Annotated in this window: 17 protein-coding genes; 9 read left to right on the forward strand and 8 right to left on the reverse strand. The window is 62.2% G+C overall.

Going from position 1 to position 15814, the window contains the following annotated elements:
- Positions 1 to 131 precede the first annotated feature (131 nt).
- From AC1D08_RS05025 to AC1D08_RS05035, 3 genes are all read left to right on the forward strand, one after another.
- Complete coding sequence (locus AC1D08_RS05025; protein ID WP_095089906.1) at positions 132 to 2285, forward strand: transglycosylase domain-containing protein; 2154 nt, start codon at positions 132 to 134, stop codon at positions 2283 to 2285.
- Between the two features lie 121 nt (positions 2286 to 2406).
- Positions 2407 to 2991: a DUF1214 domain-containing protein gene (locus AC1D08_RS05030; protein WP_095089905.1), complete on the forward strand. Its 585-nt coding sequence runs from the start codon at positions 2407 to 2409 to the stop codon at positions 2989 to 2991.
- On the forward strand, positions 2984 to 3553 hold the full coding sequence (locus AC1D08_RS05035) for a DUF1254 domain-containing protein (protein WP_457152626.1): 570 nt from the start codon (positions 2984 to 2986) through the stop codon (positions 3551 to 3553). Before AC1D08_RS05030 ends, AC1D08_RS05035 begins: the two co-directional genes overlap by 8 nt.
- On the opposite strand, the gene AC1D08_RS05040 is transcribed toward AC1D08_RS05035, so the two are convergent.
- On the reverse strand, positions 3550 to 3738 hold the full coding sequence (locus AC1D08_RS05040) for a hypothetical protein (RefSeq protein WP_246461176.1): 189 nt from the start codon (positions 3736 to 3738) through the stop codon (positions 3550 to 3552). The genes AC1D08_RS05035 and AC1D08_RS05040 overlap by 4 nt on opposite strands.
- A gap of 210 nt (positions 3739 to 3948) precedes the next feature.
- On the opposite strand from AC1D08_RS05040, the gene AC1D08_RS05045 reads away from it, so the two are divergent.
- The gene (locus tag AC1D08_RS05045; RefSeq protein WP_457152627.1) at positions 3949 to 5010 is read left to right on the forward strand and encodes a hypothetical protein; all 1062 of its coding nucleotides are present in this window, start codon (positions 3949 to 3951) and stop codon (positions 5008 to 5010) included.
- Here AC1D08_RS05045 and AC1D08_RS05050 read toward each other — a convergent pair.
- From AC1D08_RS05050 to AC1D08_RS05060, 3 genes are all read right to left on the reverse strand, one after another.
- Positions 4988 to 5335: a DUF1491 family protein gene (locus AC1D08_RS05050; protein WP_457152628.1), complete on the reverse strand. Its 348-nt coding sequence runs from the start codon at positions 5333 to 5335 to the stop codon at positions 4988 to 4990. The two genes, AC1D08_RS05045 and AC1D08_RS05050, sit on opposite strands and share 23 nt — an antisense overlap.
- A 71-nt stretch (positions 5336 to 5406) precedes the next feature.
- On the reverse strand, positions 5407 to 6219 hold the full coding sequence (locus AC1D08_RS05055; protein ID WP_477226199.1) for a peptidoglycan-binding domain-containing protein: 813 nt from the start codon (positions 6217 to 6219) through the stop codon (positions 5407 to 5409).
- Positions 6194 to 7927 (reverse strand): sensor histidine kinase, encoded by a 1734-nt coding sequence (locus tag AC1D08_RS05060; RefSeq protein ID WP_457152630.1) that lies wholly within the window; start codon positions 7925 to 7927, stop codon positions 6194 to 6196. Before AC1D08_RS05060 ends, AC1D08_RS05055 begins: the two co-directional genes overlap by 26 nt.
- A 535-nt stretch (positions 7928 to 8462) precedes the next feature.
- Here AC1D08_RS05060 and AC1D08_RS05065 point away from each other — a divergent pair.
- Both AC1D08_RS05065 and AC1D08_RS05070 read left to right on the forward strand, forming a co-directional pair.
- Positions 8463 to 8828, forward strand: a complete 366-nt coding sequence (locus AC1D08_RS05065; protein ID WP_457152631.1) for a DUF5330 domain-containing protein — start codon at positions 8463 to 8465, stop codon at positions 8826 to 8828.
- Between the two features lie 100 nt (positions 8829 to 8928).
- Positions 8929 to 9357, forward strand: coding sequence for a SufE family protein (locus AC1D08_RS05070; RefSeq protein ID WP_457152632.1), 429 nt, complete (start codon positions 8929 to 8931; stop codon positions 9355 to 9357).
- A 145-nt stretch (positions 9358 to 9502) separates the two neighbouring features.
- On the opposite strand, the gene AC1D08_RS05075 is transcribed toward AC1D08_RS05070, so the two are convergent.
- A complete protein-coding gene (locus AC1D08_RS05075) occupies positions 9503 to 9928 on the reverse strand; it encodes a Ros/MucR family transcriptional regulator (RefSeq protein ID WP_095089970.1) in 426 nt (141 codons plus the stop codon).
- Between the two features lie 449 nt (positions 9929 to 10377).
- Positions 10378 to 10746: an SH3 domain-containing protein gene (locus tag AC1D08_RS05080; RefSeq protein WP_477422672.1), complete on the reverse strand. Its 369-nt coding sequence runs from the start codon at positions 10744 to 10746 to the stop codon at positions 10378 to 10380.
- A 148-nt stretch (positions 10747 to 10894) separates the two neighbouring features.
- Here AC1D08_RS05080 and AC1D08_RS05085 point away from each other — a divergent pair, with 148 nt between their 5' ends.
- The 3 genes from AC1D08_RS05085 to AC1D08_RS05095 all read left to right on the forward strand — a co-directional run bounded on the left by AC1D08_RS05085 (position 10895) and on the right by AC1D08_RS05095 (position 14194).
- Positions 10895 to 13018, forward strand: coding sequence for a S9 family peptidase (locus AC1D08_RS05085; RefSeq protein ID WP_457154055.1), 2124 nt, complete (start codon positions 10895 to 10897; stop codon positions 13016 to 13018).
- Positions 13015 to 13641 carry a LysE family translocator gene (locus AC1D08_RS05090; RefSeq protein WP_095089879.1) on the forward strand — a complete coding sequence of 209 codons (627 nt, stop codon included), beginning with the start codon at positions 13015 to 13017 and terminating at the stop codon, positions 13639 to 13641. Before AC1D08_RS05085 ends, AC1D08_RS05090 begins: the two co-directional genes overlap by 4 nt.
- 151 nt (positions 13642 to 13792) lie before the next feature.
- Positions 13793 to 14194: an SET domain-containing protein gene (locus tag AC1D08_RS05095; protein WP_457154057.1), complete on the forward strand. Its 402-nt coding sequence runs from the start codon at positions 13793 to 13795 to the stop codon at positions 14192 to 14194.
- Between the two features lie 88 nt (positions 14195 to 14282).
- Here AC1D08_RS05095 and AC1D08_RS05100 read toward each other — a convergent pair whose 3' ends face one another.
- Both AC1D08_RS05100 and AC1D08_RS05105 read right to left on the reverse strand, forming a co-directional pair.
- Positions 14283 to 15233, reverse strand: coding sequence for a cytochrome c (locus AC1D08_RS05100; RefSeq protein WP_457154058.1), 951 nt, complete (start codon positions 15231 to 15233; stop codon positions 14283 to 14285).
- Positions 15234 to 15242: 9 nt separating this feature from the next.
- Complete coding sequence (locus AC1D08_RS05105; protein WP_457154059.1) at positions 15243 to 15680, reverse strand: c-type cytochrome; 438 nt, start codon at positions 15678 to 15680, stop codon at positions 15243 to 15245.
- Positions 15681 to 15814: the final 134 nt, after the last annotated feature.

A 15814-nucleotide genomic window follows, 5' to 3' on the forward strand; every position in this document is an offset into this window, starting at 1 on the left:
AAACCTTGCAGCTGTGTCCTCGCCGCTCTTGTGAGCGTCCACAAAATGGATGAATAGTCGGGACAGGGCGCCGCCCTGAAATTGCCGGTTTGCGGTTTTCAGGTCGCGCCATCGCCGAGCCGGATTTCCGAATGGCCAGTCCTGAACCGCACAAGAGAAGAGGTCCGATCGCAGCCCGGCTGCTGGCGCTCGATGCTTGGCTCGATTCCTCGCTCTACGAGATCGGTTTCAAGGCGCGCCAGTTCTGGGAAGCGGCGACGATCTTCTCGCGGCGCTTCCGCGTCAACGGCTGGCGCCGCGGCATCATCGAACTGTTGAGCGAAGGTTTTACTCTGGGTGCCGGTGGCATTGTGGTGATGCTGGCGCTGGCCGTTCCGGCTTTCCAGGATACGGCTGGCGACTGGCGCGCCCAGGGCGACTTCGCCGTCACCTTCCTCGACCGCTACGGCAACGAGATCGGGCAGCGCGGCATCATCCAGCGCGATTCGGTGCCGGTCGACGAGATGCCCGATCACGTCATCAAGGCGGTGCTCGCCACCGAGGATCGCCGCTTCTTCGATCATTACGGCATCGACGTGCTTGGCCTTTCACGCGCTATCTTCGAGAATGTGCGGGCGAACTCCGTCGTCCAGGGCGGTTCCAGCATCACCCAGCAGCTGGCCAAGAACCTGTTCCTCACCAACGAGCGCACCCTGGAGCGCAAGATCAAGGAAGCCTTCCTGTCGCTGTGGCTCGAGGCCAATCTGTCGAAGAAGGAAATCCTGCAGCTCTATCTCGACCGCGCCTATATGGGCGGCGGCACGTTCGGCATCGAGGCGGCCGCCGACTTCTATTTCGGCAAGAGCGTCAAGGACCTGAACCTCGCCGAGGCGGCGATGCTGGCCGGCCTGTTCAAGGCGCCGACCAAATATGCACCGCACATCAATCTGCCGGCGGCGCGCGCGCGCGCCAATGTGGTGCTGTCCAACCTTGTCGATTCCGGTTTCATGACCGAGGGTCAGGTGCTGCAGGCAAGGCTGCACCCTGCCGATGTCGTCGATCGCGGCGAACAGAAAAGCCCGGATTATTACCTCGACTGGGCATTCGACGAGGTCAAGAAGATCGCCAAGCCAGGCCAGCACTCGCTTGTGGCCCACACCACCTTCGACGCCAACATCCAGAAGGCGGCGGAAGAATCGGTGGAGTTCCACCTGCGCCAGTTCGGCAAGGAGTATAACGTCACCGAGGGCGCTGTCGTCGTCATCGAGACCAACGGCGCCGTCAGAGCCATCGTCGGTGGCCGCGACTATGGCGCCAGCCAGTTCAACCGTGCCACCAAGGCGCTGCGCCAGACCGGTTCATCGTTCAAGCCCTATGTCTATGCAACGGCGATGGAGCACGGCTTCACGCCCGACTCCATCATTTCCGGCGGCCCGATCAGCTGGGGCACCTGGTCACCGCACAATTACAGCGGCGAATCGGCCGGCCGGATCACACTGATCATGGCGATGGCCAAGTCGATCAACACCGTGCCGGTGCGACTGGCCAAGGACTATCTCGGCATCCCGCCGATCAAGGCAATGGCCGAGGCGATGGGGGTGGAATCGCCGCTCGAATCGCACAAGACGATGGTGCTCGGCACCTCGGGCATGACGGTGATGGATCAGGCGACGGGCTACAGCGTGTTCGCCCAGAACGGCTTCGTCGGCTCCCGGCACGGCATCACGCAGCTCGTCACCCGCACCGGCGAGGTGGTCTACGACTTCGCCAAGGATGCGCCGCCGCCGCACCGGGTGTTGTCCGAGCAGGCGCTCAAATCCATGAACACCATGCTGGCGGCGGTGCCGGTGATGGGCACGGCGCGCCGCGCGCAAATTCCCAACATCGTCGTCGCCGGCAAGACCGGGACTACGCAATCCTACCGTGACGCCTGGTTTGTCGGCTTCACCGGCAACTACACGGCGGCCGTGTGGCTGGGTAACGACGATTTCACGCCGACCAAGAACATGACTGGCGGCTCGCTGCCGGCAATGGTTTGGCAGCGTCTCATGGTCTATGCCCATCAAAACATCGACCTCAAGCCGATCCCCGGCATCGACAAGCCTTTTGTCGATGAAGAGATCGCAGCCAAGGCCGGGGAAGCGCAGAAGAAGAGCGACGATCAAGCGGCAGCCGATGCGGCGGCCGAACGGCCGCCGGTGTTGTCCAGCCGGACCACGCAGACGTTGAGGGACATGACCAAGCAGTTCCAGTCAGCGCCGGCCCTCGCAGCGCCTCAACCGCCGGAAAAGCTGTCGGCACTGTGATTCTTTCCGACTGAGTGGATCTTTGCGACTGGCTTGGGCGGGCAAATCCATCGGCCCGCTTGCCACGGGACCCCGCGCCGCGATATCCCCGAGCGGCAACTCTTCGTGTCCCCGGCCCTTCATGCTCAAGAATGCACTCCTGACGCTGCTTTCGCTTGTCATAGCCATCGGCGGCGGTGGCGGCAGCGTCTGGTATGCGCTGAAAGCCCAGGATGGTGTCGGCGCCATCCGGATCGGCCAATGGACGGCCTTTCCCGATATCGGCACGCCAGCCGCCGACCCCTATTCGAAGGCCCGCGTGGCGCGTGAGGGCGTGCTTGCGCTCGGCCGTGCCGAAGGGCTGTCCTTCGTCGCCGAGCGTGACGCTGGCGGCGGCGAACTCAAGCGCGAATGCACCTACACGATCGAGGGTGGATTTCCGACGGCACGGTTCTGGACGCTCTATGCCGCCGATCAGTCGCTCGGCGTGGTCGAAACCGGAAAATCACGCCTTGCGGCGCTGCAATCCTATGGGGTGGTACGACAACCCGACAATTCGGTCATCATTTCCGCCAGCGATCACCCGATGCCGGGCAACTGGCTGCTGACCGGCGGCTTCGGCAGAATGTATTTCGTGCTGACATTCTACGACACGCCGATCGCCAGCAGCACCGGCCTGTCGGACGTTTCGCTGCCGCGGATCCTGAAGGTCGGCTGCAATGCGTAGCTCTTATGCGGCGATGCGCAAGCTTCTGCATGCTGTCCTGCTCGGCCTGGTCGGCGCCGGCATCGTGCACATCGTCGTGCTGCTCCTGGTGCCTGAATTTTCCGAACGAGACGCCTGGTCGCGGCTGTCCATGACCTCGGACCTTTACAGGATGACGCGTCTCGATGCGGAGGCCGGTGGCGCGCCGGTGGTGAAGTCCGTCGACCCGTTGTTCTACGCGACAGCGTGCCGGTTCGATCTGGGCGAAGGAGTGGTTCGCATCAAGGCGCCGGGACATGTGCCGTTCTGGTCGGTGTCGGTCTATGACCGCAGCGGCCACAACATCTATTCCTTCAACGACCACACCGCCAACGACGGCGTGCTGGATGCCGTCGTGCTGACGCCGGCGCAGATGATCGACGTGCGCAAGGACCTTCCCGAGGACCTTCAGGGAGCAATCTTCGTCGAGGCGCCGATCGAGGAAGGCATCTTCGTCATCCGCACCTTCGTGCCCGATGACAGCTGGAAGCCGATCGTATCAAGCTTCCTCGAAAAGAGTTCCTGCGAGCTGCAAGACTTCTAGTGGTGAGGAACCGGCTTCGTCCCTGGCGATCCCGGCTTGTCGGGATCGACCGGCCGCACTTCGCCGGCATGCGACCGCTCGTAGCGGATGCCGGGGAAGATGATCACCGCCGCCGGAATTTCGGCGGGTTGCTTTGTCCGATTGCTTGGTGCCGTACGCGGCACGAAAGACAGTACCATGCCCATGATTCGCGCATTCCTCTCGGTTTCCCCGGAGCACAACGCAACGCCTCCAAATATCATTAAGGACGGCAGAGGGTTAACGGAGCGCTAACGGATCGTCGCTAACTTGATCTTTGTCTCGAGGTCAGGGCGTTCCGACCCGCGGCAAACGCGAAACCGACACAGTCCCGGTCGAGCGTGGTCGAGTTTGTGTCGAGTGCGGGCGTATCCTTCGTGTCATCTTCGGACTTCAGGCAAATCGCGATACGGACGGACTCGGGCAAAGCTGAAAGGCTGTTCCGCGCCGCGGTGTCGGCGTTCTGCTCGCTCACCCGCCCGTCACGCCGAGAGATCGGCCAACTCGAAGACCTGACGCTGCCGCTGTTCGACAATGTGTCCGTCGAATCACGCCGCTACGTGGCGGCCGCCCTGTCCGAATGCGAATATGCCCCCGCCGCATTGGTGCGCCGTCTTTGCGAGGAGCCGGTCGACATTGCCGCGCCGCTGCTCATTCGCTCCCGCGCGGTCAGTGACATCGACCTCATCGCGCTGATCGGGCGGCACGGCCTTCCGCATGCACGCGCCATTGCGCGGCGCAAGGACTTGAACCCGACCATCGCCGACCTGATCAGGGCGCTTGAAAGACCAACCCTGGTACGCGTGCGGGAGCCGGACGCGAACGGCATCGCCGCGGACAGGGCCGTGACGGCCACGGCGGACAAGATTGCACCGATGAGCACGGATGCCGTCTCGGAAGAGCCCGCCAGAGAACGGGCGGCCGGCATTGCCGCTGAAAACGCACGGCGCAGGCTGCGCACCATGATGCGCACCGGCGACGAAGCCGGGGCGACGACCGCCGATCCGTTCACGGGCGCGGATGCCTATCTCAAACTGCGCGAGACGGCGCTGACGGGAAACGCGGCGTTCTTCCAGACCGCGCTCGCCGACGCACTGGATATCGATTTCTCGATCGCGCGATCGCTCACCGGCAACCAGAATTATGCCTCGCTGCTTGCAGCACTGCGCTCTCTTGACCTCAGCGAGGACCGGGCATTCCTGATCACGGTTGCGGTCTATCCCAGCCAATTCCCGCATCCGCAGGCTATCCGCGCCTTCCTCGACCGCTACCGCCTGCTGCATCGCGATGCGGCTCAGGACAAGGTGCGGCTCTGGAAGGCGGAGACCCTTTCAAGAGCGGTTCGCGATGCGGCACCGGCAAACAGCGATAACCGGACGGGATCGAACAGCGACGATGCGGCGGCTTCGTCCGGCCTCAGGGCGACTTCACGGAAATAAGCTCCTCGACGGAGACGGCACCGGCCTCGATCTCGACCACCCAGATGTCGGGATCGAATTTCTTTTCCCGTTCCAGCCGTGCTTCGAGCACGGCGGCATCATCGCCGGCGCCGAGAAGGCTGAAGAAGCGATCGTCGGGCTTCGCCGAATCGTAGCTTGTCTGCGGTGCCGGCCCGAACAGGGCAATGTCTCCAGACCTGCCACGCGCCAGCACGAACACAGCGCCGGCTTCGGTTGCGCCGCGCTTGACCACGGTGGCAAATCCGCCGGCGCCGAAAACCCGGCGCAACAGGGCCGAGACCCACAGATCCGATGTGACGCGCATGAGAAGCTCCAGAAAGCGTACGGGCTATCTATCGATATTTCCGCCGCTCTGCGAGCCGTCGTTTCAGCCCCTTAGTTGGTCAGGCCGATCTCGCGCATCTTGACGTACACGAGTTCATCGGGCTCGCCGGTCTGGGGCAGCCCGAACAGCGACTGGAATTCCTTGATCGCCGCCTTGGTGCGCGTGCCGACGACGCCGTCGAGCTGCATGTCGTCATTGCCGAATGCCTTGAGCCCGGCCTGGATCTTGACGATGCGGGCATCGGGTGCCTGCGTCGGCGCATTCGCCTGGTCGGCATTCGCCTGCCCGGAATTGGTCTGCCCAGAGTTTGTCTGCAAGGACACCGGAACGGCGGCCGGCATATCCGGGCGCGGCTGCGGTCTCGGTATGACGGCCGCTGTTTTCGGCGTCGCGCCCAATTGGTCCAGCAGAAGCGCGTCGATCTCGCCGGACGCATTGAGCCCGACCTTCTGCTGATAGGCCTGGATGGCCTTGCGCGTGTTGGGCCCGGAAATGCCATCGACCGTTCCGGAATAGAAATCGAGATCCTTCAGTATGCCCTGCACCTGCTCGACCACCGGATCGCCCTTGATCGGTGCCGGCGTGCCGGATGGCCGCACGATGTTGAACGTCGTCTCCGGTTCGTCGGACGCTGTATGCCGAAAGCCCTCCATGCTGCGGGTCGCGAAGAACGCGCCGGCATGCGGGAAAGGCTGGTACCACAAGGCATTGGCGGAAACGTAGAACAGCGTCACCAGGAATGCCGTCGACCCGCCGACCAGGACGGGATTGCGCGAGATCGCGCCGCCGACGGCGACGGCGCCGTCCTGAAAGGCGTTGCTGCGGCGCTTGACCGCCTTAGGCCGTTTTGCGGAGCGAGCCATTTCTGTCCCCTTTCGCCATGGCCACCGGCATCGTCAGCACTCCGGCCTTCTCCGCCTGGTGTCCCTTCGGTCCGTTCACCGGCAGGCTGATGGTCACCGTGGTGCCCTCGCCCGGCATGCTTTCGATGGACATCGTGCCTTCGTGCAGGGCCACCAGGCCCTTGACCAGCGAAAGGCCGAGGCCAGTCCCCTCGAACCGGCGGGTATAGTCGTTCTGGATCTGCATGAAGGGCTTGCCGAGATTGGCAAAATCCTCCTCGGCGATGCCGATGCCAGTGTCCCTGACCCAGAAATGCAGGCGCGAACCGATCCGCTTGGCGCCGACGACCACATCGCCACCATCGGGGGTGAACTTGATCGCATTGGAAACAAGGTTGATGAGCATCTGCTGCACGGCACGCCGGTCGGCATTGATATCGCCGGCGTCCGGCGCGATCTGCGTCTGCAGATCGATGTTCTTCGCCTGCGCCTGCAGCCGCAGCATGGACTGACACATGTCGACCGCTTCCGCGAACCGGAACGGCTCCGGCTCGGTCGCATAGACGCCGGACTCGATCCTGGACACGTCGAGTATCGAGGTCACGACGGCCAGCAGATGCTGGCCCGAATCCCTCACCAGGCCGACATACTCCTTCTGGCGCGGATCCTTGAAGGCGCCGAACATCTCGTGCAGCAGCATGTCGGAGAAACCGATGATGGCATTCAACGGCGTGCGCAGTTCGTGGCTGACCACCGCCAGGAAGCGTCCCTTGGCGACTTCGGCCGAGGCCGCCGCCTCATTGGCCGCAGCGAGATTTTCGCGCAGCCGGGCAATGTCGTCGTTCTCGCGCAGGACAAGCGTGAAGACGTCGCCCTGTTCTTCACCTCGCACCAGATCGAGTGAGAACGGCCGGTAATTGTCGGCCGCCTGTCCATTGCCGTTCTGAGGCAGCCTGATGCGCAATTCGAGCCGGCGCGACAACGCGCCGTCGCGCATGTCGGCCAAGGCGCTGAGATAGCAGACGCGATCCGACAGATGGACGCGATCGAAGAAGCCGTTTCCGGACAGCAGCTCGGGCGGCAGCTTCAAAAGCGTGCGCGCCTTTGCCGAAGCGTCCAGAACCTCGCCATGGCGGGCGACGCGCAAGACCACCGCATCGATGATGTCTTCAAGACGGTCTGCCGCGTCGGTGACGTCGGCCGCACCGGTCGTGTTTTGAAACGCCGACGCGCGCGGGATCAATGTGAGGGCCCAGGCCAACGGCACCAGCCAGTGCCACGCGGCAATCTGTGCTCCGGCGAACGGCAACAGAATTCCTGCCAGAGGCTGCGCCAGGATGGCCACAGCGGCCGACACGGCTCCCCACAATGCCGCACGCCGCGAGGCGCCGATCCACCAGGCTTCGAACGGCAGCGCCACAACGAGCATGGCGACGGGAGAGCTCAGCCCACCGGCGGCGGCGATGAGACCGCCTAGCGCAATGCCGGCCATCGCCAGGGCGACCTGAGCAGCGATGGCCATCTTGCCGGTCGCCGCCACCAGCAGGGCGACGAACCAGCACAGACCAAAGGCCGCGAAGATGGCGGCCACGGTGACGGCGGCGCCCATGCCCGACGTGACCAGCGTGACCGCGGCGCCGGCGGCAAAGAAAGGAGCCGCCAGCATGACGCCGATGAAGCGGCGCTGGCGCTCGCGGTCGTTCTGCCCAAGGATGGACGGGTGCACCATACGTTCGCAACCAGCCGCCATCGCGCCAGGCAATTCAACGTATCTGGCCTTGATCGAACTCAACTCAACGCACCCGTACTCGTCGTGGACAGCTCTGCTTTTGCAGATTGTTTTGGTTGACTCAGAAACTGGCATCCAGCGTTTAAGGAATGGATAAGGCAGCGCCGACCAAGGCCCGGCCTGCGGCAAATATCGGGATGCCGGCAGCCGAAAGCCCGGGCAAATGCAGCCATAGTAAACGGAGGGTTATCCGGCGCCCACGCCCAAGGGGTGTATCCACGCGACGCCTGGACTCCCGGGTTTCACGAAAAACGCATTCAAGACAGATAGATAGATGGTTATCCGGCGTTAAGAAAAATCGTTCGGATTTGAAACAAACTGTTTGCACAACGGTTCGTTTCGGATTTGCCTAAAATTTGCGGAAAATTCTCGGCGAACCTGCAAGCCGTCCTTTGCGCCTGTGTGCCACCATCCTGCCTACAAAAGAGGTCATGCCATATGGATGCATGATCCGGTCACGACGAGAGGCAAGGGAATGGTCTTCCTGATAAGAATGGCTTTCTGGTTCTCCTTGGTGCTGCTGGCGCTGCCACTGGCTGTCGGTCCCGACGAATCGGGCCGCGGGAGCGTCGGGCCGATCCAGGCCCTGTTTGCGGCGCGTGAAGCGGTTGGCGACATCGCCGGCATTTGCGAACGCAAACCCGACGTCTGCGAAACCGGCAAGTCGGCCATGCACACCATCACCGCCCGCGCCAAGGAGACCGCCAAGATCGCGGCCGCGATGCTGGACGACAAGTCCACCGCGGGCCCTGACACGTCGACGATGACCGGCAGCGTGCCGGAGGAAATCGTCTTGCCCCAAACGGTCAATTTGCCAGTCAACCTGCCGGTCCAGAATTAAGCCGTCCCGACGGCGCACCGCGGGCTGTCTGCCCTCTCGACGCCCGCGGTGTCCTTGTTTTTTCCGTGACGTGGCGCCGCCGCGTGACTATATCCGAACTATGACGACGACGATCCAGACGATCCGCGACGACTTCTCGTTCCTCGAGGAATGGGAAGACCGCTATCGTTACGTCATCGACCTCGGCGAGGCGCTGCCGCCATTTCCGGACGATGAGCGCAACGCTGCCAACAAGGTGCCGGGCTGCGTCAGTCAGGTCTGGCTGACCACCGAACGCGGACCGGGGGCCGATCCGGTCATCACCTTCACCGGCGATTCGGACGCCCATATCGTGCGCGGGCTGGTCGCGATCATGCTGGCGCTGTTTTCCGGCAGGACCGCCAGCGAGATCCAGAAGACCGACGCGGAAGGAACGTTGAAAGAGCTCGGCCTCGACGAACATCTGTCGCCCCAGCGCGCCAACGGCCTTCGCTCCATGGTCAAGCGCATCAAGCGCGACGCCGAGGCGGCGCTGAAGCAGACCGCCTGACAGCCGGAGCGGTTCATCGTTCCACGGAGCGTAGAAGCGCTCTACTTCGTCATCTTGACGCAATTCCGGATGGAAAACCCTTTCACACAAAATCAAACGGCGCCCGAAGGCGCCGTTGATGTCGATCCGATGTGGCGTGCAGCGATTACCGCGCCTTGCGCTTGCGGCCGAGACCCATCTTCTTGGCAAGCTGGGACCGCGCAGCCGCATAGTTGGGTGCAACCATCGGATAGCTCGGGTCGAGGTTCCACTTTTCGCGGTACTGATCCGGCGTCAGGTCGTAGTGGGTCATCAGATGACGCTTCAGCGACTTGAACTTCTTACCGTCTTCAAGGCAAACGATGTAGTCGTCATGAACCGAGCGCTTCGGGTTGACTGCCGGCTTTTGCTTGTCGGCAGGCGGCTGTTCGGCAGTTCCACCCACGCGCCCGAGCGCGGCATGGACATCGGATATCAGGTTCGGCAGTTCGCCGACCGGCACGGGATTGTTGCTGACATAGGCGGCCACCACATCGGCGGTCAATTCGATCAGCGCATCGCTGTTTCTGGAAGGTGTTTCGACAATATCCATGGTCATCAGGCCCCAACAAGAGTTACGTCAGTGTGCGCCCTTTTTTTCAGGCAGGGCATCGCGCGAATTTTTATGCAGGTAGAGCTTCTGCGATTCGTGTCGCGTGCACATCAATGACCCTGCTGACCAAGTAAGTCAATTCGGTCTTTGCGCTATATTGAACAATGTTGATCAATTGTTCCCGGATTAGCTTCAACCTTTCGTGCATTTTGTAATTTTTCGATATTTCGCCCGCCAACCAGCAACCGCTGACGCCACGTCAGTTCGTCGTTACATTCGCGATAACTCACAAAGCAGGTTTCAATGCTTGATTTTGCTTGGCAATCGCACGGGCAAGCTTGGTTGCCCATACCTGTCCACAAAACCACAGGTTGCCGCATGTCCTGCGCAAGCAACCAGGCGACATGCCGGTCATGCGAACTGCCTCGGATCAGTTGCCGCAAGGTCAGTCAATGCGGCGTGATGTATTTGCCATAGGCCCAACCTGTGACGAAGTTGCCGTTCTGGGCCGGGTCATGCCAGACTTCGCACCAGCGATAGCGAACCGTCCGTTCCTGCTTCCACGCCGGCTGATTGGCGATGTCGAGCAGGTTTATCCCGCCGGTGCATCGTCCGGTCATCTGCAGAACGGTTCCGTTCGGATACGCCGCCTGTTTCTGGGATGTGCCCGAAGGGTATTTGCGCACATTGAGCATGTCACCGAACGGCACATTGGCCACTTGCCAAGCCGCGAATACGGTCGCATGAGACTGGCCGGCAAAAGCCAGAGTTAGCGAAGCAACGGCGAAAGCTGCCGCAATCCGACGATATATATTCATCATCTCTCCTCCCGGCACCATCTGGAGCCGACACGACCCTTAAGCTGCGGCTCTTGAACCCGACCTGATGGGCGTGTTCATTCGCTATTCAAGATAGTTCCCCATTCAAGATGCTTCCCCATTCAAGATATCGGCAAAGCGAGACGCAATGACCAGCACTTCCGCATTTCCGCACGCCAGCCCGCCAGCGCCCGAGAAACGGCCGGTTTCCGACACGCATCACGGCATCACGCGAACCGACGACTATGCCTGGCTGCGGGCCGACAACTGGCAGGAGATGTTCCGGGATCCGTCATTGCTCGATGCGGGGATCCGCGCCGAGCTCGAGGCCGAGAACGCCTATCAGTCGAAACTGATGGCCGACACGGCCGAGTTGCAGAAGCAGCTTTTCAAGGAAATGAAGGGCCGCATCAAGGAAGACGATTCCTCCGTACCGATGAAGGACGGACCCTATGCCTATGGCTCATCCTTTAAGCTTGGCGGCGAGCAGCCGCGTTATTTCCGCATGCCGCGCGACGGCGGCTCCGAGCAGATCCTGCTTGATGGCGATGCGGAGGCGGCGAGCAAGGCCTATTTCCGTCTTGGCGGCGTCGATCATTCGGCCGACCACCGCAAGCTCTTGTGGGCATTCGACGACAAGGGCTCCGAATTCTACACGCTTCGCGTGCGCGACCTTGACGATGGCAGGGATCTCGCCGATCGGATTCCCGACACGGGCGGTTCAGGCGTCTGGAACGCCGGCGATGACGGCTTCTTCTACACGCGTCTCGATCCCAACCACCGCCCGTCCAAGGTGCTGTTCCATGCGCTGGGGCAAAGCCCCGAAAGCGACCGGCTGATCTATGAGGAAAGCGATCCCGGCTTCTTCATGAATGTCGACGGCACGCGCAACAACGAATGGATCATGATCGGCATCAACGATCACGAGACCTCGGAATACCGCCTGATGCCCGCCAGCGACCCGTTTGCGGAACCGAAGCTGGTTTCACCACGCGAGACCGGCCTTCAATATGATCTGGAAGAAGGCGGCGACATCTTCTTCATCCTGACCAATGCCGATGGCGCCAAGGATTTCAAGATCATGACCGCGCCCGTGAGCGATCCGGTGCGCGCCAACTGGCAGGAACTGGTGCCGCATGAACCTGGCCGGCTGATCCTGTCGGTGATCGGCTTCAAGGACCACATGGTCCGGCTCGAACGCAAGGAAGGCCTGCCGCGCATCGTCGTGCGCGACCGCAGCAGCGGCGAGGAGCATCTTTTGTCCCTCGACGAGGAGGCCTTCTCGCTCGGCCTGTCGGGCTCCTATGAGTACGATACCGAGATCATGCGCTTTTCCTATTCGTCGATGACGACGCCGGCCCAGGTGTTCGATTACAATATGCGCACGCGCGAGCGGGTCCTGCTCAAGACCCAGGAAGTGCCCTCCGGCCATGACCAGGATCACTACGTCACCAGGCGGCTGATGGCGCCAGCCGCCGATGGCGAACTGGTGCCGATCTCGCTTCTCCACCACCGCGACACGCCGCTGGATGGATCCGCACCTTGCCTGCTTTACGGCTACGGCTCCTATGGCATCACGGTGCCGGCCGCATTCAACACCAACTGGTTCTCATTGGTCGACCGCGGCTTTGTCTTTGCCATCGCTCATGTCCGCGGCGGCAAGGACAAGGGCTATGGCTGGTACGATGACGGCAAGCGGGCGCACAAGATGAATACGTTCACGGATTTCATCGCCTGTGCGCGCCACCTCGTTGCCGAGCGCTATACGACGCATGACCGCATCGTCGCGCAAGGAGGCTCGGCCGGCGGCATGCTGATGGGCGCCATCGCCAACATGGCGCCGGAGTGTTTTGGCGGCATCGTCGCCGAGGTGCCCTTCGTCGACGTGCTCACCACGATGCTCGACGCCAGCCTGCCGCTGACGCCGCCGGAATGGCCGGAATGGGGCAACCCGATCGCGTCCGCCGACGACTACCGAACCATCGCCGCCTACTCGCCCTATGACAATGTCGCCGCGCTCGACTATCCGCCGATCCTGGCGCTGGCCGGTCTCACCGATCCGCGCGTCACCTATTGGGAACCGGCCAAATGGGTGGCACGGCTGCGCGAACGCAAGACCGGCGACAATCCCGTGCTGTTCAAGATCAACATGGATTCAGGCCACGCCGGCGCTTCCGGCCGGTTTTCGCGACTGGAGGAGATCGCCTATACTTATTCCTTCGCACTGAAGGTGATGGGCAAGGCGCAGCTTACAGGAGAGAACCGCCAATGATCGATCTGTCAACATTGACAACCTACATCGCGGTTGTGCTCGGCTTTGTCTTCATTCCAGGCCCAGCCACCCTCCTTACCGTCGCGCGGGCAACGAGCTCTGGAACGAAGGTGGGCATAGCGACCGGTGCCGGGATCGCGGCCGGCGACGTGTTTCACACGGTCATGGCCATGGTCGGCATATCGGCGATCATCGCCACTTCGGCGGCGCTGTTCAGCATCGTAAAGTACATTGGCGCCGCCTATCTCGTTTATCTCGGCATTCGGGCGATCATCGAGAAAATGCCGGCCAACCCGGCTGCCGGCGCACTTGCCATCTCCGCCGGCAAGGCGTTTCGACAGGCTATCCTGACCGAAGTGCTCAACCCCAAGACCGCGCTTTTCTTCCTTGCGTTCCTGCCCCAGTTCGTGCGGCCTGAAAACGGGTCGGTGATGCTTCAGTTGACCACACTAGGGGTCATCTTCGTCATGCTGGGTCTTCTCAGCACGGTCGTCTTTGCAGTGAGCGCCGGTCGGCTTGGCACTTTCCTGCGCCGAAATCCGAGGGTGCTCAAGTGGCAAGGCAAGATTGTCGGCGGCATCTACTGTGCTTTGGGCGTCCGTCTGGCCTTGCAGCAACGCTGAGGCTGCGGACACGACGTTCACTTTTGGGTTCAGCGATCATGACTTTTTGAATTCCGCATCGCTCATTTCCCCTCGCAATTGCGATGGTCGCGCGCTACCCAAGGCACGACTTTCCCGGGCGACGAAGCCCGCACTCGCACAAGGGTCCATTATGCTGCTCGTCGACGTCTATCTCGACAAATCGCCGATCCAGGGCATCGGCGTTTTTGCCAAGCACCACATCCCCAAGGGCACGCTGATCTGGAAGCTCGACCCCCGCTTCGACCGGATCATCGACGTCGAGACCTATGAGGGCGAGACCGGGCCGGTGAAGAACTATCTCGATCGCTATTCCTACCCGGACCGGCGTGATCCGTCCTACATCGTCTTCGAAGCCGACGACGCCCGATACATGAACCATGACGACGAGCCGAATTGCGATGTCTCGTCGCCTGAGGAGACCTACGCCTTGCGCGACATCGCGTCTGGCGAGGAACTGACCTGCAACTACAACCATTTCTTCGAGACGGGCTTCGACTTTCTGGGCGACCGCCACCCGGCGTCCGACAACTGACCACATAGCACCTGACGAGAGTCGCGCGCTGCGCTTCAGCTGTTGTCTTAATGCAAGCCAAACCGCTGAGCAGTTTGGGCGGCGTGTGTCAGTTCGCCGTCTTCTTGCGCGCTGGATAACCGTTGGGATGCGGCGGCACCGCCTTGAGGTAGGCGGCGATCGCCGCACGATCCCCTGCGGTCAGTTCGGCCATGTTCTTCTGCACGTCGACCATCGCGCCGCCGACCGCATCGAAATCGGGCGTGAACCCGGTCTCGAGGTAGTTGGCGATGTCGGCTTCGGACCAGTTGCCGATGCCGCCCTCGCCCGATGTGATGTTCGGCACGATGCCGGTGCCTTCGGCGGCCACGGCGCCCGCCAGCCACTCGTTCTTCTTCGTCCCGCCCGCAAAGTCGCGCGGCGTGTGGCATTCGCCGCAGTGACCCGGCCCTTCGACCAGGTAGCGACCAGCCATCACCGGATCAGGCGTGCCTTCGGGAAGCGAAACGACCGGCTGATCGCCGAGATAAAGCAGTTTCCAAAGGCCGATGCCGCGGCGGATGTTGAACGGGAACGTCAGCGAATTGGCTGGCGCCTTGCCGGCGACGGCCGGCAGCGTTTTCAGGAAGGCATAGAGGTCGGCAATGTCGCCCGGTTTCATGCGTGCGTAGGACGCGTAGGGGAACGCCGGATATAAATGCTCACCCGACGGCGACACCCCCTTCAGCATGGCATTGGCGAGGTCCTCGACCGACCATGCGCCGATGCCGTCCTTGGGGTCCTGCGAAATGTTGGGCGGCACGAAGGTGCCGAATGGCGTCTTGAGCGCAAGACCACCCACCAACTGTAGGCGGGCATCGCCCTTCGACCCCGGCTTTGCATGGCACGAGGTGCAACCGCCGGCATAGAAAATGCGCTTGCCCCTGGCCACGTCGCCAGGGCCGAGCTTGGCCAGGGTCTCGCTGTCGAGCCTCACCGGCGCCGACAGGACCCACCCGGCAACCGCGCCGACGCCGCCCAGAACGACGAGGGCGCCGACGAGCTTTTTCAGCCAGGGCATGGCCCGCTATCAGCCCTTTTTCACTCGATAGGTCTGGTGGCAGGTGCCGCAGTTGGACGCGATGGTGTCAAATTGCGCCTTCAACGTATCGACGTCTGCGGGAGCGGCAGCGGTCGCTGCCTTGACGTCGGCGATGAATTTGTCGTTGGCCGCCTTGAAGCCGGCCATGTCTTCCCAGATCTTCGGCGCAGCCGTGGTGTCGCCCGTGTCGCTGCCGGCAGGGAACAGCGCGTCGACATCGACCTTCTCGGCATTCGCCTGCAGTGCCTGCAGGGCCGTCAGCACAGCCGCGGCATCAAAAGGCTCCTCGCCCTTTACCACCTTGGAAATGCCGCCGACGATCTTTCCACGCTCCTTCATCAGAGCCTGCCGATCGAGGATCGGGTCGGCAAAGGCCGCCGACGCCGCGAGGGCGAGCATTGAGATGGCGATGACAAGCTTTCTCATTCAATTGGCTCCATGATGAAGGTATTTTGGGGATGAGGGCATTTCGGGACAGGACGTTAACGGATGCCACGAAGGGAATATTCCCTTCGCCTCGGATGAATTTGCTGCGCCACAGCAAAAGAAAAGCCCCGGGA

This window comes from Mesorhizobium sp. P2_E6 (assembly GCF_056403835.1).

Bases quoted from the DNA above. Each gene is read 5' to 3' on its own strand.
- AC1D08_RS05025 (WP_095089906.1), top strand. From the start codon at position 132: ATGGCCAGTCCTGAACCGCACAAGAGAAGAGGTCCGATCGCAGCCCGG.
- AC1D08_RS05030 (WP_095089905.1), top strand. From the start codon at position 2,407: ATGCTCAAGAATGCACTCCTGACGCTGCTTTCGCTTGTCATAGCCATC.
- AC1D08_RS05035 (WP_457152626.1), top strand. From the start codon at position 2,984: ATGCGTAGCTCTTATGCGGCGATGCGCAAGCTTCTGCATGCTGTCCTG.
- AC1D08_RS05040 (WP_246461176.1), bottom strand. From the start codon at position 3,738: ATGGGCATGGTACTGTCTTTCGTGCCGCGTACGGCACCAAGCAATCGG.
- AC1D08_RS05050 (WP_457152628.1), bottom strand. From the start codon at position 5,335: ATGCGCGTCACATCGGATCTGTGGGTCTCGGCCCTGTTGCGCCGGGTT.
- AC1D08_RS05055 (WP_477226199.1), bottom strand. From the start codon at position 6,219: ATGGCTCGCTCCGCAAAACGGCCTAAGGCGGTCAAGCGCCGCAGCAAC.
- AC1D08_RS05060 (WP_457152630.1), bottom strand. From the start codon at position 7,927: ATGGTGCACCCGTCCATCCTTGGGCAGAACGACCGCGAGCGCCAGCGC.
- AC1D08_RS05065 (WP_457152631.1), top strand. From the start codon at position 8,463: ATGGTCTTCCTGATAAGAATGGCTTTCTGGTTCTCCTTGGTGCTGCTG.
- AC1D08_RS05070 (WP_457152632.1), top strand. From the start codon at position 8,929: ATGACGACGACGATCCAGACGATCCGCGACGACTTCTCGTTCCTCGAG.
- AC1D08_RS05075 (WP_095089970.1), bottom strand. From the start codon at position 9,928: ATGGATATTGTCGAAACACCTTCCAGAAACAGCGATGCGCTGATCGAA.
- AC1D08_RS05080 (WP_477422672.1), bottom strand. From the start codon at position 10,746: ATGAATATATATCGTCGGATTGCGGCAGCTTTCGCCGTTGCTTCGCTA.
- AC1D08_RS05085 (WP_457154055.1), top strand. From the start codon at position 10,895: ATGACCAGCACTTCCGCATTTCCGCACGCCAGCCCGCCAGCGCCCGAG.
- AC1D08_RS05090 (WP_095089879.1), top strand. From the start codon at position 13,015: ATGATCGATCTGTCAACATTGACAACCTACATCGCGGTTGTGCTCGGC.
- AC1D08_RS05095 (WP_457154057.1), top strand. From the start codon at position 13,793: ATGCTGCTCGTCGACGTCTATCTCGACAAATCGCCGATCCAGGGCATC.
- AC1D08_RS05100 (WP_457154058.1), bottom strand. From the start codon at position 15,233: ATGCCCTGGCTGAAAAAGCTCGTCGGCGCCCTCGTCGTTCTGGGCGGC.
- AC1D08_RS05105 (WP_457154059.1), bottom strand. From the start codon at position 15,680: ATGAGAAAGCTTGTCATCGCCATCTCAATGCTCGCCCTCGCGGCGTCG.